The following is a 23,760-nucleotide window of genomic DNA, read 5'->3' as shown; positions in this document are numbered from 1 at the left end:
AGAGTGAAGCGGCGAGCCCGTCCCCGTGCGGGCCGTCGTTCGACTCCGGAGAGCTGACGAAGTCTCAAGAAGGGGCAGTAATGGCCGAGTTGACACGTCGTAGACTCCTGGGTTCGGCCGCGGGCGCGCTGGGCGGCGCCGCGGCACTCTCCCTGCTTCCGCCGAGCGTCCAGAAGGCCGTCGCGGCCGGGCCGCCGAAGCACGGCTCGCTCCGCGACATCGAGCACGTCGTCATGCTGATGCAGGAGAACCGGTCCTTCGACCACTACTTCGGCACCCTGTCCGGTGTCCGCGGCTTCGCCGACCCGCACGCGCTGCAGCTCGACACCGGGCGGTCGGTGTTCTACCAGCCCGACGCCGTGAACCCGAAGGGCTATCTGCTCCCCTTCCACCTCGACACCCACACGTCCAGCGCCCAGGCGATCCCCTCCACCAGCCACGCGTGGGCGGTACAGCACGACGCGTGGAACGGCGGGAAGATGGACCGCTGGCTGCCGGCCCACCGCAAGGCGGACGGGATCAACGGGCCGTACGTGATGGGCTACTACACGCGTGAGGACATCCCGTTCCAGTTCGCGCTGGCGGAGACCTTCACGATCTGCGACAACTACTTCTGCTCGGTGTTCGGGCCGACCTGGCCCAACCGGCTGTACTGGATGACCGGCACGATCGACCCGGGTGGTACGCGGGGCGGACCGGTCCTCGTGAACAAGGCGCCGACGCCGTACCGGTGGACGACGTACGCGGAGCGGCTCCAGGCGGCCGGGGTCAGCTGGAAGGTGTACCAGCAGGACGACGACTACGGCTGCAACATGCTGGAGCAGTTCGCGAGCTTCCGCGCGGCCGTGCCGGGGTCCGACCTGTATGAGCGCGGGGTACGCCCGCAGCCGGAGGGCACGTTCGAGGACGACGCGCGCAACGACCGCCTGCCGGCCGTCTCCTGGATCATGCCGACGAGCTTTCAGTCCGAGCACCCGGACTATCTGCCCGCCGCGGGTGCCGATTTCGTCGCGTCGAAGATCGAGGCGATCGCCTCCAACCCGAAGGTGTGGCGCAAGACCGCGTTCATCCTGAACTACGACGAGAACGACGGCCTGTTCGATCATGTGCCGCCGCCGACGCCTCCGCCCGGAACCGCCGACGAGTTCGTCCAGGGACTGCCCGTCGGAGGCGGCTTCCGAGTCCCCGCGATCATCGTCTCGCCCTGGACGGTGGGGGGTTGGGTGGCCTCGGAGGCGTTCGACCACACCTCGGCGCTGCGGTTCCTCGAGCGCTTCACGGGGGTCGAGGAGCCCAACGTCAGCGACTGGCGCCGGTCGACGTTCGGTGACTTCACGTCGGCGTTCCGCTTCTCGCACGGGCGTCCGCGTCCGCCGCGGCTGCCGGACGACACGGCGGAGCAGCTGGAGAAGGCGAAGGAGGAGGTCGCGACCCTTCCGAAGCCGACGCTGCCCGGTGCCGACCAGTCGTTCCCCCGACAGGAGAAGGGGCACCGCCCGCACGTGTGATCGCGGGCCCCGGTGGTGGGTGGGTCGGGGCCGTGCCGGTACGTCGAGCACGTCGCCGCCGGATCAGACGTGGGCCGGGCAAGGGAGCCGCTGCTCGATCCGAACGTAAGCGACGCGCTTACGACGCACCGCCACGGCCCCTTCGGTGCGTCCCCGGCTGCGGGTGCGTAGGGGTGTGGGGGGCCGGGGCGCAGCCCCGCCCCCCACCAGGGGCGCGGGGAACTGCGCGCCCAGCCCCCACCGTCCCGCAGCGGACAAGCTCACCCGGGGGTCTGGGGCGGAGCCCCGTGCCTTTTAGGGGCGCGGGGAACTGCGCGACCAGCCCCCACTCGCCCGCAGCCGAAGAACCCACCCGGGGGTCTGGGGGCGGAGCCCCCGGGACGGGATGGGACGGGTAGGGGCGGCAGGGGCGAGAACCCCACGTTCAGGCGCGCGGCACCCCCGTGGACCCCCGCACCATCAACTCCCCCCGCACCGTGGCGATCCCACCCGGCGGCGGCTCCTCGCGCCCCATCGCGATACGCCCGGCCCGGGCCCCCGCCTCCGACAGAGGCAACCGCACCGTCGTGAGCGCGGGGACGGCATCGATGCTGAAGGGAAGGTCATCGAAGCCGGCGACGGACACGTCGTCGGGAATACGCAGGCCCGCCTCCCGCAGCGCGGCACACGCGCCGAGCGCGACGGTGTCGTTGGCGGCGACGACAGCCGTCAACGACGGGTCACGGCGCAGGAGTTCGAGGGTCGCCTCGTAGCCGGCGCGACGGTCGTAGCGTCCGTGCACCGTGCGTCGCGGATCGTCCTCGATGTCGTGTGCGGCGAGCGCGGCGCGGTGCCCCTCGAGGCGGTGCCGGGTCGTCGTCCGCTCCTCCGGGCCCGCGATGTAGCCGAGCCTGCGGTGGCCGAGCCCGATCAGATGCTCGGTGAGCTGCTGTCCGCCGCCCCGGTTGTCGAAGGTGAGCGCGATCGCCTCGGGGGCGTCGGGCGCGGGCGGCCGTCCGCACAGGACCACCTGGGTCCCCGCGTCCCCGAGCTTGCGCAGCTTCGCCGCGACCGCCGCCGCGTGCGGCGCGTCCTCGACGGCGCCGCCCGTCAGGACGACCGCGGCGGCGCGCTGGCGCTGAAGGAGGGTGAGGTAGGTCAGCTCACGCTCCGGGGAGCCGCCGGTGTTGCACACGACCCCGAGCCGTTCGCCGCCCGCACGTCCCCCGGGCCCGCCGATCTCCGACTGGATCGCGGCCGCCATGATTCCGAAGAAGGGGTCGGCGATGTCGTTCACCAGGATGCCGACCAGGTCGGAGGTGGCGGCGGCCAGCGAACTCGCGGGCCCGTTCAGTACGTAGTCCAGGTCGTCCACCGCGCGCAGCACCCGCTCGCGCGTGGACGCCGCGACGGGATAGTTCCCGTTCAGCACCCGGGACACGGTCGCGGGCGAGACCTGCGCACGCGCCGCCACGTCCGCCAGGGTCACGGTCATCTCGTCGTCCTCCGGTCACGCATCTCGTAGCACCTCATTGTGCTTCTCGTGCTCGCTGTGCTCTTCGGCCTTGGCCTGCCGTACCCGTCGTACCCGTCGTGCTCGTCGCACCTGTAGTGCTCGTATTGCTCGTAGTGCTCCATCCGACCGTGCCACGCCCCCTACGTCCAGCCGTCCGGACGGTCGAACATCTCGTCGTCCGTATGGTCTTGTCCAATCGGCTCGACAGAGGCTAACTTCTTCTTGTGTAGAAAGCGCTTGCTGTCACGTTCACCAGTGGGGCGTACGCGGCGCGGAACCCGCGTACGAAGGGAATCACGTGACACGCAAGACGGTGCGAATCGCCATGAACGGCGTGACGGGGCGCATGGGCTACCGCCAGCACCTCGTCCGCTCGATTCTCGCCCTGCGCGACCAGGGCGGCCTCGACCTCGGTGACGGCACGGTGCTGTGGCCCGAGCCGGTCCTCCTCGGCCGCCGCGAGCACGCGCTGAAGGCGCTCGCCGAGCAGCACGGCCTGGAGCACTGGTCGACGGACGTGGACGAGGTCCTCGCCGACCCGACCGTGGAGATCTACTTCGACGCCCAGGTGACCTCCGCCCGAGAGGAGGCCATCAAGAAGGCCATCGCGGCGGGCAAGCACATCTACACCGAGAAGCCCACCGCCACCGGCCTCGACGGCGCCCTTGAACTGGCCCGCCTCGCCCACGAGAAGGGCATCAAGCACGGCGTCGTGCAGGACAAGCTCTTCCTCCCGGGGCTGCTGAAACTCAAGCGGCTCATCGACGGGGGCTTTTTCGGGCGGATCCTGTCCATCCGCGGGGAGTTCGGCTACTGGGTCTTCGAGGGTGACTGGCAGAGCGCCCAGCGGCCCTCCTGGAACTATCGCGCGGAGGACGGCGGCGGCATCGTCGTCGACATGTTCCCGCACTGGGAGTACGTGCTCCACGAGCTGTTCGGCCGGGTCACCTCCGTCCAGGCGCTCACCGCCACCCACATCCCGCAGCGCTGGGACGAGCAGGACAAGCCGTACGACGCCACGGCCGACGACGCCGCGTACGGCGTCTTCGAGCTGGAGGGCGGCGCCATCGCCCAGATCAACTCCTCCTGGGCGGTGCGCGTCAACCGCGACGAGCTGGTCGAGTTCCAGGTCGACGGGACGGAGGGGTCGGCCGTCGCCGGGCTGCGCAACTGTCGCGTCCAGCACCGGTCCGCCACCCCCAAGCCGGTCTGGAACCCCGACATCCCGGCCACCTACTCCTTCCGCGACCAGTGGCAGGAGATCCCCGACAACGCCGAGTTCGACAACGGCTTCAAGGCGCAGTGGGAGCTGTTCCTGCGGCATGTGTACGCCGACGCCCCCTACCACTGGGACCTTCTCGCCGGCGCCCGCGGCGTCCAGCTCGCCGAACTGGGGCTGAAGTCCTCGGCCGAGGGCCGCCGTCTCGACGTGCCGGAGATTGCGCTGTGACCATTCAACTGCCGTCCCCTGGCGGGGGGTTGAGGGCGTATGAGCCCCGCACCACCCCCCTCGCCCTCACCACCGGCGCGCCCTTCACCTCCCGTACGGTCTTCTCGGCCGCGCACGTCGTCGCCGACCCGTTCGCGGACGTCTCGCCCGACTCGGCCGCCGCCGTCGACTGGGACGCCACCCTCGCCTTCCGCCGCCACCTGTGGTCCCACGGGCTCGGCGTCGCCGAGGCGATGGACACCGCGCAGCGCGGCATGGGCCTGGACTGGGCGGGCGCGGCGGAACTCATCCGCCGGTCCGCGGCGGAGGCGAAGGCGGTCGGGGGCCGTATCGCGTGCGGTGTCGGCACCGATCAGCTCACCGGTCCGGCATCCCTGGAAGAGGTGCGGACGGCGTACGAGGAGCAGCTCGCCCTCGTCGAGGAGTCGGGGGCGCAGGCCATCCTCATGGCCTCCCGGGCGCTGGCGGCGACCGCTAAGGGGCCCGAGGACTACCTGGAGGTCTACGGGCATCTGCTCCGCCAGGCGGCCGAGCCCGTGGTCCTGCACTGGCTCGGTCCCATGTTCGACCCCGCCCTGGAGGGCTACTGGGGGTCGGGCGACCTGGACGCGGCCACGGACGTGTTCCTGGAGGTCATCGCGGCCCACCCGGACAAGGTCGACGGCATCAAGGTCTCCCTCCTCGACGCCGGGCGCGAGGTCGCCCTGCGCCGCCGCCTGCCGCAGGGCGTCCGCTGCTACACCGGTGACGACTTCAACTACCCCGAGCTGATCGCGGGCGACGAGCAGGGTTTCAGCCATGCCCTGCTCGGCATCTTCGATCCGCTGGGTCCGCTCGCGGCGGAGGCGGTACGGGTGCTCGACACCGGTGACGTGAAGGGCTTCCGTGAGCTTCTCGACCCCACCGTCGAGCTCTCCCGCCATCTCTTCGAGGCGCCGACCCGGTTCTACAAGACGGGCGTCGTCCTGCTGGCGTGGCTGGCCGGGCACCAGGAACACTTCACCATGGTCGGCGGGTTCCAGTCGGCCCGCTCGCTGCCGCACTTCGCGCGGGCGTACGAGCTGGCGGACACCCTCGGCCTGTTCCCGAACCCGGAGCTCGCCGAGGCCCGGATGAAGACCCTGCTGGCTCTGTACGGAGTGACCTCATGACCGGCCTCGCCCGTTTCTCCATCAACCAGATGACGGTCAAGCAGCTGTCGATGCCCGAACTGGTCGAGTCCTGCCTCGAGCTGCGGATCCCGGGTGTCGGACTCTGGCGTGAACCCGTCCAGTCGTACGGCCTGGACGCCACCGCCAAACTCGTCCGCGACGCCGGTCTGGCCGTCACCACGCTCTGCCGTGGCGGCTTCTTCACGGCGATCGACCCGCAGGAGCGGGCCCGCGCCCTGGACGACAACCGTGCGGCCGTCGACGAGGCCGCGACCCTCGGCACCGACACCCTGGTTCTGGTCTCCGGGGGACTGCCGGCCGGTTCGAAGGACCTGCACGGCGCGCGGGAGCGGATCGCCGACGCGCTGGGGGAGCTGGGCCCGTACGCCGCCGAGCGGGGCGTGCGGCTGGCCATCGAGCCCCTCCACCCCATGTACGCCGCGGACCGTTGTGTGGTGTCCACCCTCGCCCAGGCCCTGGACCTCGCGGAACGCTTCCCCGCGGACCAGGTGGGCGTCACCGTCGACACGTACCACATCTGGTGGGACGACACGGCTCCCGCCCAGATCGCCCGCGCGGGCGCCGGCGGCCGTATCCACACCTTCCAGCTCGCCGACTGGACGACTCCGCTGCCCGAGGGCGTCCTCAACGGCCGCGGTCAGATCGGCGACGGTTCGATCGACATGCGGGAGTGGCGGGGGTACGTCGAGGCGGCGGGATACTCCGGGCCGATCGAGGTCGAACTGTTCAACGACGGGCTGTGGGGGCGGGACGGGCGCGAGGTGCTGGCGGAGACGGCGGCGCGGTTCGTGGAGCACGCGGGATAGTCCCGTCGGCGGCCGCTGTCACTTCTTGGTCACTTCTTGCGTGCCGCCCGCTTGCTGAGGACCGCCAGGACGACCGGGACGAGCATCTCGATGACACGGGTGACCGTGGCCGCCGGGATGCCCGTCTTCTTGGCGACGGCGTTCGCGACCGGCTTGCTCACCTTGGCCAGCACCCCGGCCATCAGACCGCCGGTGGCGAACCCGCCCAGGGTGGACACGCCCTGGAGCGGGGCCTCCTCCTCGGGCGCCGCCGCGGCCTCCTCCTGTACGGGGCCGGCGAGTGCCGAGACCGTGGTTCCGACCACCTCCTGGGCGCCCGCCGTGTCGGTCCCCAGCAGCCCCGCGATCTCCTGGAGCCTGTCGTCGCCCAGTTCACCGAGCACGTCGTCCTCGAAGGAGGAAGCGGATTCACTCATGCCGGAAAGCATCCCGAAAAAATCTCGGAAGGCCGTGCAACCCTTCCCCCACCGCGCGTGTCGTACTTGGCATCAGGACTTCTGGAGGGGGATCCGGGGGGATCGCGGGGGTTCTGATGTCGGAGGGGAAATCCGAGGGGCCTGGTCGACGGACCGGGCCCCTCGAAGCATCTCGGGCACCGGGCCGAACATGTCGGGCACCGCGCCGAACCTGTCGCACACCGGGCTGGAAGACACCGGGCTAGAAGAACACCCCGCACCGCAGCAGCACATTCGCGTACGGCCGAGCCTCTCCCGTGCGGACGATCAGCTTCGCGCCCGCCGACAGTGACTTCAGTTCCTCGTGGGAGACCGTCGACAGCGTGGGGAAACGGGCGTCCAGCAGGGCCGTCGCCTCCGGGTTCGCCCCGCGGATCTCGTGCGCGGCCGTGGCGCCCTCCACCACGAGTTCCTCCAGCAGCCCGTCGAGCACCTCGGCGAAGGACGGCACTCCGGCCCGGAAGGCCAGGTCCACGACGCGCGGACCGGCGGGGATGGGCATCCCGGCATCGCAGACGAGCACCCCGTCCCCGTGGCCCAGCTCGGCCAGCGCGCCCGACAGATGGCGGTTCAGGATTCCGGCCTTCTTCATGGCGACGCGACCTCCTCGGCCGTCGGGAAGGACTCCTGCGCACCGGCGCGGGTGACCGCCGCCGCACCGACGCGGGCGGCGTACGCGGCCGCCTCGGCGAGCGGCTCGTCGAGCCCGAGCCGCCACGCCAGCGCCGCCGTGAACGCGTCCCCCGCGCCCGTCGTGTCCACCGTCTCCACCTTCACTGACGGCACCCGCGCGGTGCCCGCGGCGGAAGCCACCAGCGCGCCCCGCGCGCCCAGCGTGATCACCACCGAGCGCGGGCCGAGGGCGAGCAGGGCGGACGCCCAGTCCTCCGGGGAGTCCCCGAGATCCGTGCCGACGATCACCCGCGCCTCGTGCTCGTTCACGATCAGCGGATCGCAGGCCGCGAGCACCTCGGCGGGCAGCGCGCGCGGCGGCGACGGGTTCAGCACGAAACGGCTGCCGGGAGCGAGATTCCGTACGACCTCCACGACCGTCTCCAACGGGATCTCCAGCTGCGCCGAGACCACGCGGGAGGCCGCCAGGAGGTTTCCGGCGGACCGCACGTCCTCGGGTGTGAGGCGGCCGTTGGCACCGGGTGAGACCACGATGCTGTTGTCCCCGGAGGGATCCACCGTGATGAGCGCGACCCCGGTCGGCGCCCCGCCGACGAGCACGCCCGCCGTGTCGACCCCGGCCGCCCGCTGCGAGTCGAGCAGCAGCCGCCCGTGCGCGTCGTCGCCGACCCGGGCCAGCAGCGCCGTGCGGGCTCCGAGGCGGCCGGCGGCGACCGCCTGGTTGGCGCCCTTGCCGCCCGGGTGGACGACGAGGTCGGAGCCGAGCACCGTCTCGCCGGCCGCGGGCCGCCGCTCGACCCCTATCACCAGGTCGGCGTTGGCCGATCCCACGACCAGCAGGTCGTAGTCGTACATGAACTTTCTCCCTATGAAGGTGAGTCGAGGCAACAGGGCGAGCCGCCCGGCGGCGCGCGGAGGTCGTCCGCGTCGCGCTGCCCGGGCGGCCCGCTCAGGTCATCCGCCGAAGCCGGCCACATTCTCCTTCGTGACCACCTTCACCGGCACCATCACCGTCTTGTCGACCTTCTTGCCCTCGGCGGCGTTCAGCGCGTTCTCCACCGCGATCCGGCCGAGCTCCTTCGGCTGCTGGGCCACGGACGCGTACATCGTGCCGTCCTCGACCGCCTTCAGGCCGTCCGGTTCGCCGTCGAAGCCGATGACCGAGACCGACGTGCCGGCCTTGGAGCCGAGCGCCTTGACCGCGCCGAGCGCCATCTCGTCGTTCTCGGCGAAGACGCCCTGGATGTCGGGGTGCGCCTGAAGCAGGTTCGTCATCACGTCGAGGCCCTTGGTGCGGTCGAAGTCCGCGGGCTGCCGGGCGACGACCTCGATGCCCGGGTAGGCCTTCAGACCCTCGGCGAAGCCCGCGCCGCGCTCACGGCTCGCGGACGTTCCGGCCAGGCCCTGCAGGATCACGATCTTGCCCTTGCCGCCCAGCTTCTCGGCCATCGCCTTGGCGCCGAGCTTGCCGCCCGCGATGTTGTCGGAGGCGACCAGCGCGGCCGTGTCGGCCTTGTTCACGCCCCGGTCCACGCCGACGACGGGGATGCCGGCCTTGTTCGCGGAGCGGACCGCCGGGCCCGCCGCGTCCGAGTCCACCGGGTTGACGATGATCGAGCCGAGGCCCGAACTGGTGAAGTTCTGCAACTGGTTGGCCTGCTGGGAGGCGTCGTTCTGCGCGTCCGTGACCGTCAGGTCCACGCCGAGCTTCTTCGCCTCCGCCTTCGCACCCGCCTCGATCTGCACGAAGAAGGGGTTGTTCAGGGTGGAGAGGGACAGGCCCACCTTCTTCGTCGCCGACGAGGAGGAGCCGTTGTGCAGGAAGGACATCGCACCGACGATCGCCGCCGCGACCACGGCCGCGATGATGTACGTCGCCGCCTGCTTGCCCCTGCCGCCCGGCGCACCCGCCCCGGCGGCCACCGGGGTCGCCCCGGCCTTGCGCCGCAGCGTGTCCAGCAGCACCGCCAGCGCGATCACGACACCGATGACGACCTGCTGCCAGAACGCGGAGACGGAGAGCAGGTTCAGACCGTTGCGGAGCACCGCGAGGATCAGGGCGCCGATCAGCGTGCCGGACGCCTTGCCGGTGCCGCCCGCCAGGGAGGCGCCGCCGATGACGACCGCGGCGATCGCGTCCAGCTCGTAGCCCTGCGCGGCCTGCGGCTGCGCGGAGGACAGGCGGGAGGCGAGCACGATGCCCGCGGCGGCCGCGAAGAGACCCGACAGGGCGTAGATCGCGAGCTTCTGCCTCTTCACCCGCAGGCCCGAGAGGCGCGCGGCCTCCTCGTTGCCGCCGATCGCGTACATGGAGCGGCCGATGTAGGTACGGCCCAGGATGAGAGCGGTGATCAGGCCCATGACGACCATCACCAGGACGGGGACCGGCAGCCAGCCGCCGAGGGTGTCACCGAGGTGCGAGACGGACTCGGGGAAGGCGATCGGCGAGCCCTGCGAGATCACCAGGGACAGACCGCGGCCCACCGACAGCATGGCGAGAGTCGCGATGAACGGCGGCAGTTTCCCGTAGGAGATCAGGACACCGTTGACCAGGCCGCACGCTATGCCGGTCGCGATCGCGAGGATCACCGCGATCCAGACCGGGACGCCCTGCGAAGTCGCCGTCCAGGCGAGGACGGTGGCGGACAGCGCGGCGACCGAGCCGACCGACAGGTCGATGCCCGCCGAGACGATCACGAAGGTCACACCGAAGGCGAGGATGGCGGTCACGGCCGCCTGGACGCCGATGTTGAGCAGGTTGTCCGTCGTCAGGAAGTCGCCGGACAGCGCCGACATCGCGATGACGAGGGCGATGAGCGCGGTGAGCGCTCCGTTGTCGAGCAGGAGGCGGCGGACCGCCGAGGCGCCACTCGCGCCCGTAGTGCTCTTGAGCGTGTCAGTGGCCACGGGAGCCCTCCACAGCGGTAACAGAGTTGGTGGTCGGTGTGCTGACGGCGAGTGCCATCACGGAGTCCTGGGTCGCCTCGTCGGCGGACAGCTCGCCCGCGATCCGGCCCTGGGCCATCACCAGCACCCGGTCGCTCATGCCGAGCACCTCGGGCAGATCGCTGGAGATCATCAGGACGGCCGCGCCGGCGGCCGTCAGTTCGTTGACGAGCTGGTAGATCTCGACCTTGGCGCCGACGTCGATGCCACGGGTCGGCTCGTCGAGGATCAGCACCTTGGTATCGGCCAGCAGCCACTTGCCGATGACGACCTTCTGCTGGTTGCCGCCGGAGAGCGTGCGCACGTGCTGGCCGAGACCGGCCATCCGGACGCCGAGCTGCTCGGCGATCCGGGCGGCGGCCGCCCGCTGGCCCTTGAGGTCGACGAGCCCGCCATGGGTCGCCGCCCGCATGGTGACCAGGCCGAGGTTCTCCTCGACGGAGGCGTCCAGGAGCAGCCCCTGGCCCTTGCGGTCCTCGGGGATGAGCCCGATCCCGGCCGCCATCGCCGCGTTCACGTCGTGCCGCCGCAGCGCGGAACCGGCGACCTTCACGGCCCCCTTGTCGTACGGATCGGCCCCGAAGACCGCTCGTACGACCTCCGTGCGCCCGGCCCCCACGAGCCCCGCGATACCGACGACCTCACCGGCCCGCACCTCGAAACTCACGTCGTGGAAGACCCCGTCGCGGGTCAGCCCCTCGACGGTCAGCAGGGCGGCCCCGGAGCCGTCGTCACCAGTGGCCCGCACGCGGGGATACTGCTGCTCGATCGACCGCCCCACCATGAGCCGCACGAGCTCGTCCTCGGCGGTGGAGGCCGGGACCTGCCCGACGCTCTTGCCGTCCCGGATGACGGTGACCCGGTCCCCCAGGGCGGCGATCTCCTCCAGGTGGTGCGTGATGAAGACGATGCCGACACCGTCCTCGCGCAGCCGGCGCACGATGGAGAAGAGTTTTTCGACCTCTTCGGAGGTGAGCACCGCGGTCGGCTCGTCCATGATCAGCACGCGGGCGTTCAGGCTCAGCGCCTTCGCGATCTCGACCATCTGGAGACGTGCGATACCGAGTTCACGCACCCGCGCGCGCGGGGAGACGCTGACACCCACCCGCTCCAGCAGTTCGGCGGCCTCGGCCTCCATCGTCTTCCGGTCGATCAGCCCGTAGCGGCGCGGCTGCCGCCCCAGGAAGATGTTCTCGGCGACCGTCAGATCGGGAACGAGGTTGAACTCCTGGTAGATGGTCGCGATCCCGAGGCGCTCGGAGTCCTGCGCGCCGTGGATGCGCACCTCCTCGCCGTCGACGAGGACACGCCCGGAGTCGGGCTGGTAGGCGCCCGAGAGCATCTTGATGAGCGTGCTCTTGCCGGCACCGTTCTCGCCGAGCAGCACATGCACCTCGCCGCGGCGCAGATCGAAGTCGACGCTGTCGAGCGCGACCACGCCGGGGAAGGTCTTTCGGATGCCCTCGATGCGCAGCAACTCGTCCTGGTTGCTCACGACGTGCTCCTGTTCGTTACGGGGGAGTGCGGGGTGGGGGCCGGTTCGCCGCACGAGCGGCGGACGACGAGACGGGCGGCGAGGGTGACCGACTGCGGGGGGCGCCCCTCGATCCGGTCGACGAGCGCGCGTACGGCGGCCCGCCCCAGCTCGCCGGTCGGCTGGGCCACCGCGGTGATCGGCGGATCGGTGTGCACGAACCACGGGATGTCGTCGAACGCCGCGAGCGCGATGTCCTCGGGAACCCGCAGCCCGCGCGCGCGGATCGCGTCCAGCGCGCCGAGCGCCATCAGGTTGTCGGCGGCGAAGACGACCTCGGGCGGCTCGGGCAGGTCGAGGAAGCCCTCGGTGACCCGCCGTCCGCTCTCGGCCTGGAAGTCGCCCTGGCCTATGTAGGCGTCCGGGAGCGGCAGCCCGTGCTCGGCCATGGCCTCCCGGAAGGCCTCGACGCGCTCGCTGCCGGTGGTGGTCGCCGCGGGCCCCGCGATGATCGCGAGCCGGCGGTGTCCGAGTCCGTGCAGATGCGCCACGAGATCCCGGACCGCCGTCCGGCCGTCCGCCCGTACGACGGGCACGTCCACGCCCGGGATCCAGCGGTCCACGAAGACCATCGGCGTCCCCGCACGCGCGGCGTCCAGCATCCCGGGGGAGCCGCCGTCGGCGGGGGAGACGAGCAGTCCGTCGATCCGCCGGTCCAGCAGGGTCCGTACGTGGTGGTCCTGGAGGTCCGGCCGTTCGTCGGCGTTGCCGATGATCACGCTGTAGCCGAGGGCGCGGGCCTCCTCCTCGACGGAGCGGGCCAGCTCGGTGAAGTACGGGTTGAGTACGTCGCTGATGACCAGGCCGAGGGTGCGGGTCTGGTCGGTGCGCAGTGAGCGGGCGACGGCGTTCGGGCGGTAGCCCAGGGTCTGTACGGCGGCCAGCACGCGGGTGCGTGCGTCTTCGCTGACCGACGGATGATCGTTCAGGACGCGCGAGACCGTGGCGACGGATACGCCGGCCTCGGCGGCAACGTCCTTGATGCTCGCCATCGCCGCTCCACCTCCTCGTGGAATCGATTACATGGAGGATTGGAATCGATTACACGAGCATTAATCAAGACCTCAACCACATGCCGAGACCGGATCGTGATGAACCGCGCTCGGATGAGCGGAGCGGGGTGAGGGTGGGGTGAGGGTGGAGCAGGGGGTGGGGCAGGGGGTGGAGCACCCGCCCCTTGCGGGTCGCGGGTGCTCCTGTGGGCTACTTCAGCCAGTCGGTGTAGTGCGTGGGGGCGATGCGGGCGCCCTTCTTGGTGGTGAGGACGTCGCCGTGGGCCGCGGCGAACATTCCGGCGGTGTCGTCGACGGTCACCGAGCGTTCGTCGCCCTTGAAGGCGAGGGTGATCCGGCCCAGTTCGTCCAGTGGGTAGGTGTCGGGTCCGCCGACCTCGAGGGTGCCGTCCAGGGGTGATCCGGCCGCGACCTCGGCGACGGTCGCCGCGACGTCCGCCGCGGCGATCGGCTGGATGGGGGTGCGGGGCAGGCGGACGGTGTCGCCGTCGGTGGTCCAGGACATGACGGCGTCGACGAACTCCATGAACTGCGTGGCGCGGACGATGGAGTACGGGACGGGGCCGGCCTTGAGGATGTCTTCCTGGAGGGTCTTGGCGCGGTAGTAGTCGAGCTCCGGCACCTGGTCGGTGCCGACGATGGACAGGATGACGAAGTGTCCGACGCCCGCCCGCTGGGCCGCGGTCAGGAGGTGGTCCATCGAGGTCCGGAAGAACGCGGCGGAGGCGTCGTCGAAGGTGGGGGAGTTGGTCAGGTTGACGACCACGTCGGCGCCGGCCAGCGCCGCGTCCACGCCCTGACCGGTGAGGACGTCGACCCCGGTGGACAGCGAGTGCGGCACCGCCTCGTGTCCGGCCGCGTTCAGGTCCCGCACGACCTGTGACCCGATCAGCCCGGTCCCGCCGATGACTGCGAACTTCATGAGACGCCCTGCCCTTCACTCGTTGACGCCCGTCGATCATTGTCCGTTATGAATCCTATGTACCCTTTGGGGAGGTGGGCGGCGCACTGGCCGGCGTCAGTGGCCGACTGAACGGCAGCGAGGTGCAGGTCCGCCCGCCGCTGTCCGCCGCTCGCCGCCGCTGCTGTCCGCCGCGGCGCCCCGGCTGTCAGTCGTCACAGGTACCTTCGGATCATGTCCAATGAGGCGGGGAACCGGCAGGTGCAACTGGCGGTTGTCGAGGGCGTGCTCGAGCGGATCACGTACGCCAACGAGGAGAACGGGTACACGGTCGCGAGGGTGGACACCGGCCGCGGCGCCGGCGATCTGCTCACCGTCGTGGGCGCGCTCCTCGGCGCCCAGGTGGGCGAGTCGCTCCGGATGGAGGGCCGTTGGGGCTCCCACCCGCAGTACGGCAAGCAGTTCACGGTGGAGAACTACACGACCGTCCTGCCCGCCACCGTCCAGGGCATCCGCCGCTACCTCGGATCCGGCCTGGTCAAGGGCATCGGCCCGATCTTCGCCGACCGCATCACCCAGCACTTCGGGCTGGACACGCTCCAGATCATCGAGGAGGAGCCGAAGCGCCTCATCGAGGTCCCCGGCCTCGGCCCCAAGCGCACCAAGAAGATCGCCGACGCCTGGGAGGAGCAGAAGGCGATCAAGGAGGTCATGCTCTTCCTCCAGACCGTCGAGGTGTCGACGTCGATCGCGGTGCGCATCTACAAGAAGTACGGCGACGCGTCGATCTCGGTCGTCAAGAACCAGCCCTACCGCCTGGCCGCCGACGTCTGGGGCATCGGCTTCCTCACCGCGGACAAGATCGCCCAGTCCGTCGGCATCCCGCACGACAGCCCCGAGCGCGTCAAGGCGGGCCTCCAGTACGCCCTGTCGCAGTCCGCCGACCAGGGCCACTGCTTCCTCCCCGAGGAGCAGCTGATCGCCGACGCGGTGAAGCTGCTCCAGGTGGACACGGGCCTGGTCATCGAGTGCCTGGCGGAACTGGCGGAGCCGACCGAGGACGAGGACGAGCCCGGTGGCGTACGGGAGCCGGGCGTCGTACGCGAGAAGGTCCCGGGTCCCGACGGCGGCCCGGACACGGTCACGGCCGTCTACCTGGTCCCCTTCCACCGCGCCGAACTCTCCCTCTCGGCCCAGCTGTTGCGTCTCCTGCGCACCACCGAGGACCGGATGCCCGGTTTCCACGACGTGGCCTGGGACAAGGCACTGACCTGGCTGAAGGGGCGTACGGGCGCGGAGTTGGCACCCGGGCAGGAGGAGGCCGTCCGGCTGGCGCTCACCAAGAAGGTCGCGGTGCTCACCGGGGGCCCCGGCTGCGGCAAGTCGTTCACGGTCCGCTCGATCGTGGAGCTGGCGCGCGCCAAGCGGGCGAAGGTGGTGCTCGCGGCGCCCACGGGCCGTGCCGCCAAGCGGCTCGCCGAGCTGACCGGAGCGGACGCCTCCACCGTGCACCGGCTCCTGGAGCTCAAGCCGGGCGGGGACGCGGCGTACGACAAGGACCGGCCGCTGGACGCCGACCTGGTGGTCGTGGACGAGGCCTCCATGCTCGACCTCCTGCTCGCCAACAAGCTGGTCAAGGCGGTGCCGCCGGGCGCCCACCTGCTGTTCGTCGGGGATGTCGACCAACTCCCCAGCGTCGGCGCCGGCGAGGTCCTGCGTGACCTGCTCGCCGACCGGAGTCCCATCCCCTCCGTCCGTCTCACCCAGGTCTTCCGCCAGGCCCAGCAGTCCGGGGTGGTGACGAACGCGCACCGGATCAACTCCGGGCAGCACCCCGTCACCGACGGCATGAAGGACTTCTTCCTCTTCGTCGAGGACGAGACCGAGGACGCCGGGCGGCTCACCGTGGATGTGGCGGCACGTCGGATTCCCGCCAAGTTCGGGCTCGACCCGCGCCGGGACATCCAGGTGCTGGCGCCCATGCACCGCGGCCCGGCGGGCGCGGGCACCCTCAACGGCCTGCTGCAGCAGGCGATCACGCCAGGCCGCCCCGACCTCCCCGAAAAACGCTTCGGCGGCCGGGTCTTCCGGGTCGGCGACAAGGTGACCCAGATCCGCAACAACTACGAAAAAGGCGAGAACGGCGTCTTCAACGGCACCGTGGGCGTGGTCACCTCACTCGACTCCGAGGAGCAGCGCCTGACGGTGCTGACGGACGAGGACGAGGAGGTTCCCTACGACTTCGACGAACTCGACGAACTGGCCCACGCGTACGCGGTGACGATCCACCGCTCCCAGGGCAGTGAGTACCCCGCGGTGGTGATCCCGGTCACCACCGGCGCGTGGATGATGCTCCAGCGCAATCTGCTCTACACGGCGGTCACCCGGGCCAAGAAACTCGTCGTCCTGGTCGGCTCCCGCAAGGCGATCGGCCAGGCGGTCCGCACGGTGTCGGCAGGCCGCCGCCACACCTCCCTCGACCACCGCCTCACCACGTGACGGCCCAGGGTTTTCAGGGGCGCGGGGAACTGCGCGACCAGCCCCCACCGGCCCGCAGCCGAAAATGACGCACCCGGGGTCCGGGGCGGAACGGGTAGCCGCCCCAGGCATCGCAAAAAATGATCGATCAAATGAGTCGCAAAGGTCACACAGCACTTCCGGAACCAGGGCGAAGGGGGGCAGGATGAGCAGGTTGGCGGCACTGAGTGCCGCCGATAGGCCCAATGGTCGACCCCGAGTGCACTCTCCAGGGCCAAATGGGGGATGGTAGAGACAGTCAGGGCACCTCGAAGAAGAGGCACAACGTCGGTGAGGGATGACGTGAGCGACAACTCTGTAGTACTGCGGTACGGCGATGGCGAGTACACCTACCCGGTGATCGACAGCACCGTCGGCGACAAGGGCTTCGACATCGGGAAGCTCCGCGCCCAGACCGGGCTGGTGACGCTGGACAGCGGGTACGGCAACACCGCCGCGTATAAATCCGCGATCACCTACCTCGACGGTGAGCAGGGCATCCTCCGGTACCGCGGCTACCCGATCGAGCAGCTGGCCGAGCGCTCCACCTTCCTTGAGGTGGCCTCTCTGCTGATCAACGGTGAGCTGCCGAACGTGGACGAGCTCTCCACCTTCAAGAACGAGATCACGCAGCACACCCTGCTGCACGAGGACGTCAAGCGCTTCTTCCAGGGCTTCCCGCGCGACGCCCACCCGATGGCGATGCTGTCGTCGGTGGTCAGTGCCCTGTCGACGTTCTACCAGGACAGCCACAACCCGTTCGACGAGAAGCAGCGTCACCTTTCGACGATCCGACTTCTCGCCAAGCTTCCGACGATCGCGGCGTACGCCTACAAGAAGTCGATCGGTCACCCCTTCGTCTACCCGCGCAACGACCTCGGGTACGTCGAGAACTTCCTGCGCATGACCTTCTCGGTCCCCGCGCAGGACTACGAGCTCGACCCGGTCGTCGTCGCCGCGCTCGACAAGCTGCTCATCCTGCACGCCGACCACGAGCAGAACTGTTCGACCTCCACCGTGCGTCTGGTGGGCTCGTCGCAGGCGAACATGTTCGCGTCGATCTCCGCGGGCATCAGCGCGCTGTGGGGCCCCCTGCACGGTGGCGCCAACCAGTCCGTGCTGGAGATGCTGGAGGGCATCCAGGCCTCCGGCGGCGACGTCGACTCCTTCATCCGCAAGGTGAAGAACAAGGAGGACGGCGTCCGCCTGATGGGCTTCGGCCACCGCGTCTACAAGAACTTCGACCCCCGGGCGAAGATCATCAAGGCGGCGGCGCACGATGTCCTCTCGGCGCTCGGCAAGTCCGACGAGCTGCTGGACATCGCGCTCAAGCTGGAGGAGCACGCGCTCTCCGACGACTACTTCGTCTCGCGCAGCCTCTACCCGAACGTGGACTTCTACACCGGTCTGATCTACCGCGCCATGGGCTTCCCGACCGAGATGTTCACGGTCCTGTTCGCCCTCGGCCGCCTCCCGGGCTGGATCGCCCAGTGGCACGAGATGATCAAGGAGCCCGGCTCCCGCATCGGCCGCCCGCGCCAGATCTACACGGGCGAGGTCCTGCGCGACTTCGTCCCGGTCGAGGCCCGCTAGGTCCAGGTCACTCGCAAGAAAAACGGAAAGCGCCCTGCTACCGGTCCCCCCACGGGCCGGCAGTCAGGGCGCTTTCCTTGTCCCGGTGCGGATTCCCCCCACGGGATCCGGCCGGGCGTCTGTGGGACAGCGCCTGAATCGCTGCGAGCGTGCTGACGCGTTGCTCCCGGCCGACCGGGCTGACCGGACCGGCCGTGAGCAAAACGAGCAAAACTCTCTGTACTACCGCGGTGCTCATGAACTGCTGGGGTGCGGTCTGCCGGGACCCGTACCGACGGGAGGGCCGCTCAAAGCTCCCCGCTGCACGTGCCCCGGCAACGCAGTTCCGGGAACGTCCCCCAAGACATCCCCAGATGTCAGAGACGCCCCCCAAGACGTCTCCGGCATCGCCAACTTAGACTCACGAACCCCTTCGATGGTTACGTTCGCATCACTGTGATCTGCGTCTCTTGCGTATGTCCTGAAGATACGCAAGAGACTGATATGGCAAATCGAGACCCAAGCGTAAGGAAGATGCGCGAGCCTTGTGAAGAGCTTATGTGAGGCTCCCGTTCGACTCTAGGGGGACTCTTACTCCGTCGTCATGAGAATGTCCTGAGTCGAAGGCTGTTCGTCACCACGAACACCGACGAGAAGGCCATCGCGGCCCCCGCGATCATCGGGTTGAGGAGTCCGGCCGCGGCGAGCGGCAGCGCCGCCACGTTGTATCCGAACGCCCACACCAGGTTCCCCTTGATCGCGGACAGGGTCTTGCGTGACAGCCGGATCGCGTCCGCCGCCACCCGCAGATCCCCCCGGACCAGCGTCAGGTCGCTCGCCTCGATCGCCGCGTCCGTGCCCGTCCCCATCGCGAGGCCGAGGTCGGCGGTGGCGAGGGCCGCCGCGTCGTTCACCCCGTCGCCGACCATCGCCACGGTCCGCCCCTCGCTCTGGAGGCGCTTGACGACGGCGACCTTTTCCTCGGGCAGCACCTCGGCGACCACGTCCCCGGGGTCGATGCCGACGGCACGCGCCACGGACCGGGCGACCGCCCGGTTGTCGCCGGTGAGCAGGACCGGTGTGAGCCCCAGGCCGCGCAGTGCGCGCACCGCCTCGGCGCTGGTCTCCTTGATCGCGTCGGCGACGGTCACGACACCGAGTGCCACCCCGTCCCGGGTGACCACGACGGCCGTACGCCCCTCCGTCTGTGCCTCCGCCTTGGCGCGGGCCAGCGCCTCCGGGAGCTCGCCTTCGTGGAGCCGTCCCACCTGGACGTCGTGACCCTCCACGCGCCCGCGTACGCCGAGCCCGGGGACGTTCTCGAAGTGCTCCACCGGAGGAAGGGCGCCAGTCCGCTCCTGAGCGCCCGCGGCGATCGCCCGGGCCACCGGATGCTCGGAGGCGTGCTCCAGGGCGCCTGCGAGCCGCAGGAGCTCCTTCTCGTCGGTGTCGGCGACGACGTACACCTCCCGCAGTGTCATCCGTCCCGTCGTCACCGTGCCGGTCTTGTCCAGGACGACCGTGTCGACGCGTCGCGTGGACTCCAGGACCTCGGGGCCCTTGATGAGGATGCCGAGTTGGGCGCCGCGGCCCGTGCCGACCATCAGGGCGGTCGGGGTCGCGAGGCCGAGGGCGCAGGGGCAGGCGATGATCAGCACCGCGACGGCCGCGGTGAAGGCGGCGACCGTGTCCCCGGTGACACCGAGCCACACCCCGAAGGTGCCGAGCGCGATCACCAGCACCACCGGCACGAAGATCCCGGAGATCCGGTCGGCGAGGCGCTGCACCTCGGCCTTGCCGTTCTGTGCGTCCTCGACGAGTCGGGCCATCCGTGCGAGTTGGGTGTCGGCGCCGACCCGGGTCGCCTCGACGACGAGCCGTCCGCCGGCGTTCACGGTCGCGCCGGTGACGCCGGAACCCACCGTCACGTCCACCGGCACCGACTCGCCCGTCAGCATGGCGGCGTCGACGGCGGAGGAACCCTCCACCACCGTCCCGTCGGTGGCGATCTTCTCGCCGGGCCGTACGACGAAGCGGTCGCCCGTCGCCATCCGCGCGACCGGGATACGGACCTCACGGCCGTCCCGTAGCACCGCGACGTCCTTGGCCCCCAGCTCCATCAGCGCCCGCAGCGCGGCTCCGGCCTGCCGCTTGGAGCGGGCCTCCAGGTAGCGGCCCAGCAGGATGAACGCGACGACGCCCGCGGCGACTTCGAGATAGATCGTCGACGACCCCTCCGTACGCGAGACGGTGAGGTCGAACCCGTGCCGCATGCCCGGCATGCCCGCGTGCCCCCAGAACAGCGCCCACAGGGACCAGCCGAACGCGGCGAGCGTGCCGACCGAGACGAGGGTGTCCATGGTGGCCGCGCCGTGCCGCGCGTTGGTGAACGCGGCCCGGTGGAAGGGCAGCGCGCCCCAGGCCACGACGGGCGCCGCGAGGGTCAGCGAGAGCCACTGCCAGTTGTCGAACTGCAGCGCCGGGACCATCGACATCAGGACGACGGGGAGGGCGAGCAGGGCCGACACGACGAGCCGTTCGCGCAGGGAGGCGAGTTCGGGGTCCTCGTCGGCGCCGACGGCGTCGGTGGCCCGTTCCGGCGTTTCGAGGCGCGGCGGCGGGGGTTCCTCGGCCGTGTATCCCGTCTTCACGACGGTGGCGATGAGGTCGGCGACCTGTACCCCCACCGGGTACGAGACCTTCGCCTTCTCCGTCGCGAAGTTGACCGTGGCGGTGACACCGTCCATGCGGTTGAGCTTCTTCTCGACGCGGGCCGCGCAGGAGGCGCAGGTCATTCCGCCGATGGTGAGCTCCACCTCCGACGGCGCGGCTGTCGCGGTGGTCGGGGTGGTCGCGGCGGTCTGGACCGTCTCGGCTATGGCCGGCTCGGGTGCTGCGGTGGTCATGGTCGGGCTCCAGGGAATGAGCCGGGCCGTACGGAGCCAGTATCAGCTGGTCGGTACGGCCCGGTGTGGAGAGCTGCGTGAAGTGCTGGGTGGCGCGGGGCGAACGGGCGATGCGGGTGTTACGGGTGATGCGGGGAACCGGAAGGCGCGGGGGAGCGACTGCTGGGTGCGAGGCCGGTGACTCAGGCCTGGCCGGCGAGCTCGAAGCCCGCCTCGTCGACGGCGGCGCGCACGGCCTCCTCGTCGAGCGGCGCCGCGGAGACCACGGTCACCTCGCCGGTGGCGGCGACGGCCTTCACCGAGGTGACCCCGGGGATCTCGGAGATCTCGCCGGAGACGGAGCCCTCACAGTGCCCGCAGCTCATTCCGCTCACCTGGTAGACGGTCGTGACGGAACCCGGGGTGTCGGTCTGCGTCGTCATGGCGTACTCCTCGTCGAGGCGTGTGGGGTTCGGGTGACTTGCTCAGGTGACCAACACTATACCCCTAGGGGGTATTTCTCCAAGCAAAGTCGCGGCGTGTCAGCGAACGCACCCAGCCGATCCCCGCGAGCGCCACGATGATCAGGCCGCCCACCGAGAACAGCGTGAAGAGATGTTTCTGCTCGTCGGTGGGCCCCTGGAGGTACCCCAGTCCGAACGGCGTCCGGTCGAGCCCCGTCGTGGTCAGCCGCGCGACCAGCCAGAGCGCGATGCCGTGTGTCGAGTCCCACAGGGCGTGCAGCAGCGACACGCCGACGTAGGCACCCGCCACCGGACCGGCGTACTGGAAGCGCCCGTGCGGGTGGCGGTACGTGAGCAGCACCGCTCCCGTGATCGCCGTCCACAGGCCGTGCCCGAAGGGGGTGAGCAGTCCGCGCAGGATCTCCGTCTCCAGTAGTGCGCGCAGATCCAGTCCCTTGAGGGAGGCGGCGGCGTTGAACGCGTACCCCGCGCTCTCCAGCGCCGCGAAGCCGAAGCCGACGCTCGCGCCGAGCACGAGGCCGGCCCGCAGTCCCCGGAGCCGGGGGTGGCGGCGCAGGACGAACGCCAGCGCGGCCAGCTTCGCCGCCTCCTCGATCAGTCCGACGCCGACGCACCTCGACAGCGAGGGGTGGAGCAGGTGGTTCTCCATCACCGACGCGCCCAGCACCCCGAGGGTCCCGCCGGTCAGGAAGCAGCCGAGGATCACCTGGACGCCGAGGTCGCGGCCGTGGCGCTCGTACGCCCAGAGCGTGAAGACGACGGGGGCCAGGAAGCTGCCGAGCAGGATCAGGGTGGGCAGCAGCGTGGTGTTCCTCGTCGTGTACGTGACGATCGCCGTCAGCGTCCAGAGCGCGAGCCCGCCGCCCAGGCAGCGTCGCCACAGTCCGGAGCGGATCTGGGGGTACGACGGAGGGGGCTGCTGGGGTCCGGGAATGCGGGCCCGGGGCGCGCCGGGCGGCTGATTCTGGGTCACGGCTTGCCCCTTGGGCTCGGTCTGATTTATCCGAACCTTATGGCAAATGTCCGCTATGTCGCAGTATGGGCTACTCCGTCACGACCAGGGCGCGAGCGGCGGCGCTCGACGGCCGGGTCGCCGTGTGCGGTCAGGGGGTTGGGGCCGTGCGCGGTCGGGGGGTGAGGCTGCGCGCGGTCGGGGGGGGTGGGGCTGTGCGTGGTCAGGGGGTTGGGGTCGTGAACTCTGCGGGGGTGGCGGTGAGGTCCGCCGGGGTGATTGTCCTGTCGCGGATCAGCGGCTCCAGGTAGCGGAGCAGGACGTCCTTCAACTCTCGGATGTACGCCTCGCGCTCGGCGCCCTGGTTCGAGAGGACCAGCTCCAGGCCGGCCTTGTAGATGCCCAGGCACACGTGCGCGATGCGCGTGACCTCGGTGGCGGGCGCGTCGGTCATGAGGGACGAGAGCAGCCCCTCTATCCGCGAGACCAGGGTCGCGTGCAGGGCGTCGTGCTCCTCGGCGATCCGGCCCGGGATGTCGGGGCCGTGCATCAGCGCGAAGAACACGGGGTGATCGCAGTTGAAGGCGATGAACCGGTCGACCGCGGCGCCCACGGCCTCCTCCAGCGGGGTCGTGGGGTCGACCGGGGCCAGTGCCTCGCCGTACGTGTCGCGCATCTCGTGCATGAGCCGGTCGCCCAGCTCGATCGCGATGGCCTCTTTGTTCGGGAAGAACTGGTACAGCGTGCCCGGTGAGACGCCCGCCTCGCGGGCGATGGCGTTGGTGCTGGCGGCGGTGTAGCCGGTGGTGCAGAAGACGGAGGCGGCGGCCTCCAGCAGCTGGGCGATCCGGCGCTCGCCGCGGGCCTGCCGGCGGCGGGGCCGCTCGTCGACGGTCTGCGTGTCGGCGGTCTGTCTGTCGACGGTCTGCGCGTCGGCGGTCCGCTGTGTCTCGGGCTTGTCGGGCACGAGTTATCCCCAGCTCTCCGAACGTGATTGACAAACACGAGCGGTCGCTCGCATTCTAGTGAAACGCGAGCGATCTCTCGTGTTTGCCATTCTATGGCAATGGTCGACCCCTGCCGCCTGCGCACACGACCGGATGGTCGGACGGACGCGCCGCGCGGACAGGGGGTCACGGTGAAGGGGACACCGCACGATGACCGAAGTCAACAGCGCGGATGACGGCCACGGGAGCGGCGCGGGGCGCGGGAGGGGCGCGAGCGTCGACGCGAGCGCGGGCGACGAGCCGCAGGTGGGCGGAGGCCCGCCGGAGAGCGGAAGCCCGCCGGGGAAGAGTGGCCCGCGGGCGAGTGGCGGCCGACGGGTGAGTGATGGTCAACGGGCCAGAGATGGTCAACGGGCGAGCGACGGTCAACAGGCGAGCGACGGTCAACGGGTGAGCGGTGGCCCGCGAACCGGTCGCGGTGTCCGGGTC

Annotated in this window: 18 protein-coding genes; 6 read left to right on the top strand and 12 right to left on the bottom strand. The window is 70.4% G+C overall.

All coding sequences use genetic code 11. The features are described from left to right. Window positions 1-80: 80 nt before the first annotated feature. Entirely contained in the window at window positions 81-1,508 is a 1,428-nt protein-coding gene (locus AQJ27_RS20090; RefSeq protein WP_067370507.1) for an alkaline phosphatase family protein, read from the top strand. Window positions 1,509-1,932: 424 nt separating this feature from the next. Here the strand turns inward: AQJ27_RS20090 and AQJ27_RS20085 are convergent, their stop codons facing one another. Next, complete coding sequence (locus AQJ27_RS20085) at window positions 1,933-2,982, bottom strand: LacI family DNA-binding transcriptional regulator (protein ID WP_067370505.1); 1,050 nt, start codon at window positions 2,980-2,982, stop codon at window positions 1,933-1,935. A 319-nt stretch (window positions 2,983-3,301) separates the two neighbouring features. Between AQJ27_RS20085 and AQJ27_RS20080 the strand changes: the two genes are divergently transcribed. The 3 genes from AQJ27_RS20080 to AQJ27_RS20070 are packed head-to-tail and all read left to right on the top strand — an operon-like array spanning window position 3,302 to window position 6,431. Continuing rightward, window positions 3,302-4,453, top strand: a complete 1,152-nt coding sequence (locus tag AQJ27_RS20080) for a Gfo/Idh/MocA family protein (protein WP_067370502.1) — start codon at window positions 3,302-3,304, stop codon at window positions 4,451-4,453. Continuing rightward, on the top strand, window positions 4,450-5,604 hold the full coding sequence (locus tag AQJ27_RS20075; RefSeq protein WP_067370500.1) for a dihydrodipicolinate synthase family protein: 1,155 nt from the start codon (window positions 4,450-4,452) through the stop codon (window positions 5,602-5,604). Before AQJ27_RS20080 ends, AQJ27_RS20075 begins: the two co-directional genes overlap by 4 nt. After that, window positions 5,601-6,431, top strand: coding sequence for a sugar phosphate isomerase/epimerase family protein (locus AQJ27_RS20070; RefSeq protein ID WP_067370497.1), 831 nt, complete (start codon window positions 5,601-5,603; stop codon window positions 6,429-6,431). The genes AQJ27_RS20075 and AQJ27_RS20070 overlap by 4 nt, the downstream gene beginning before the upstream one ends. Window positions 6,432-6,460: 29 nt before the next feature. Here AQJ27_RS20070 and AQJ27_RS20065 read toward each other — a convergent pair whose 3' ends face one another. The 7 genes from AQJ27_RS20065 to AQJ27_RS20035 form a co-directional block, all read right to left on the bottom strand. Next, the gene (locus AQJ27_RS20065; RefSeq protein WP_067370680.1) at window positions 6,461-6,847 is read right to left on the bottom strand and encodes a DUF937 domain-containing protein; all 387 of its coding nucleotides are present in this window, start codon (window positions 6,845-6,847) and stop codon (window positions 6,461-6,463) included. A gap of 241 nt (window positions 6,848-7,088) precedes the next feature. Next, window positions 7,089-7,478, bottom strand: coding sequence for a D-ribose pyranase (gene rbsD, locus AQJ27_RS20060; protein ID WP_067370494.1), 390 nt, complete (start codon window positions 7,476-7,478; stop codon window positions 7,089-7,091). Then, entirely contained in the window at window positions 7,475-8,374 is a 900-nt protein-coding gene (locus tag AQJ27_RS20055; protein ID WP_067370491.1) for a ribokinase, read from the bottom strand. The genes rbsD and AQJ27_RS20055 overlap by 4 nt, the downstream gene beginning before the upstream one ends. A gap of 99 nt (window positions 8,375-8,473) precedes the next feature. Next, window positions 8,474-10,426: an ABC transporter permease/substrate-binding protein gene (locus tag AQJ27_RS20050; RefSeq protein WP_067370487.1), complete on the bottom strand. Its 1,953-nt coding sequence runs from the start codon at window positions 10,424-10,426 to the stop codon at window positions 8,474-8,476. Then, the gene (locus tag AQJ27_RS20045; protein WP_067370484.1) at window positions 10,416-11,960 is read right to left on the bottom strand and encodes a sugar ABC transporter ATP-binding protein; all 1,545 of its coding nucleotides are present in this window, start codon (window positions 11,958-11,960) and stop codon (window positions 10,416-10,418) included. The genes AQJ27_RS20050 and AQJ27_RS20045 overlap by 11 nt, the downstream gene beginning before the upstream one ends. Then, the gene (locus AQJ27_RS20040; RefSeq protein WP_067370481.1) at window positions 11,957-12,991 is read right to left on the bottom strand and encodes a LacI family DNA-binding transcriptional regulator; all 1,035 of its coding nucleotides are present in this window, start codon (window positions 12,989-12,991) and stop codon (window positions 11,957-11,959) included. The genes AQJ27_RS20045 and AQJ27_RS20040 overlap by 4 nt, the downstream gene beginning before the upstream one ends. Before the next feature lie 211 nt (window positions 12,992-13,202). Then, complete coding sequence (locus tag AQJ27_RS20035) at window positions 13,203-13,934, bottom strand: SDR family oxidoreductase (protein ID WP_067370478.1); 732 nt, start codon at window positions 13,932-13,934, stop codon at window positions 13,203-13,205. Between the two features lie 213 nt (window positions 13,935-14,147). Between AQJ27_RS20035 and recD2 the strand changes: the two genes are divergently transcribed. Next, on the top strand, window positions 14,148-16,412 hold the full coding sequence (recD2, locus tag AQJ27_RS20030) for an SF1B family DNA helicase RecD2 (protein WP_067370474.1): 2,265 nt from the start codon (window positions 14,148-14,150) through the stop codon (window positions 16,410-16,412). Window positions 16,413-16,733: 321 nt separating this feature from the next. After that, window positions 16,734-18,023, top strand: a complete 1,290-nt coding sequence (locus tag AQJ27_RS20025; RefSeq protein WP_067370471.1) for a citrate synthase — start codon at window positions 16,734-16,736, stop codon at window positions 18,021-18,023. Window positions 18,024-18,604: 581 nt separating this feature from the next. Here AQJ27_RS20025 and AQJ27_RS20020 read toward each other — a convergent pair. The 4 genes from AQJ27_RS20020 to AQJ27_RS20005 form a co-directional block, all read right to left on the bottom strand. After that, a complete protein-coding gene (locus tag AQJ27_RS20020) occupies window positions 18,605-20,908 on the bottom strand; it encodes a heavy metal translocating P-type ATPase (RefSeq protein ID WP_079065097.1) in 2,304 nt (767 codons plus the stop codon). 182 nt (window positions 20,909-21,090) lie between these two features. After that, window positions 21,091-21,330 (bottom strand): heavy-metal-associated domain-containing protein, encoded by a 240-nt coding sequence (locus tag AQJ27_RS20015; protein WP_067370468.1) that lies wholly within the window; start codon window positions 21,328-21,330, stop codon window positions 21,091-21,093. A 64-nt stretch (window positions 21,331-21,394) separates the two neighbouring features. After that, complete coding sequence (locus AQJ27_RS20010; protein WP_067370465.1) at window positions 21,395-22,345, bottom strand: PrsW family intramembrane metalloprotease; 951 nt, start codon at window positions 22,343-22,345, stop codon at window positions 21,395-21,397. Between the two features lie 202 nt (window positions 22,346-22,547). Beyond that, window positions 22,548-23,171: a TetR/AcrR family transcriptional regulator gene (locus AQJ27_RS20005; protein WP_067370677.1), complete on the bottom strand. Its 624-nt coding sequence runs from the start codon at window positions 23,169-23,171 to the stop codon at window positions 22,548-22,550. Window positions 23,172-23,760 lie beyond the last annotated feature (589 nt).

It is taken from the genome of Streptomyces olivochromogenes (assembly GCF_001514115.1).
GTDB classification, from domain to species: domain Bacteria; phylum Actinomycetota; class Actinomycetes; order Streptomycetales; family Streptomycetaceae; genus Streptomyces; species Streptomyces olivochromogenes.
Note: the sequence above shows the minus strand (reverse complement) of the source record. Positions and strands in the feature narration are given on the sequence as shown.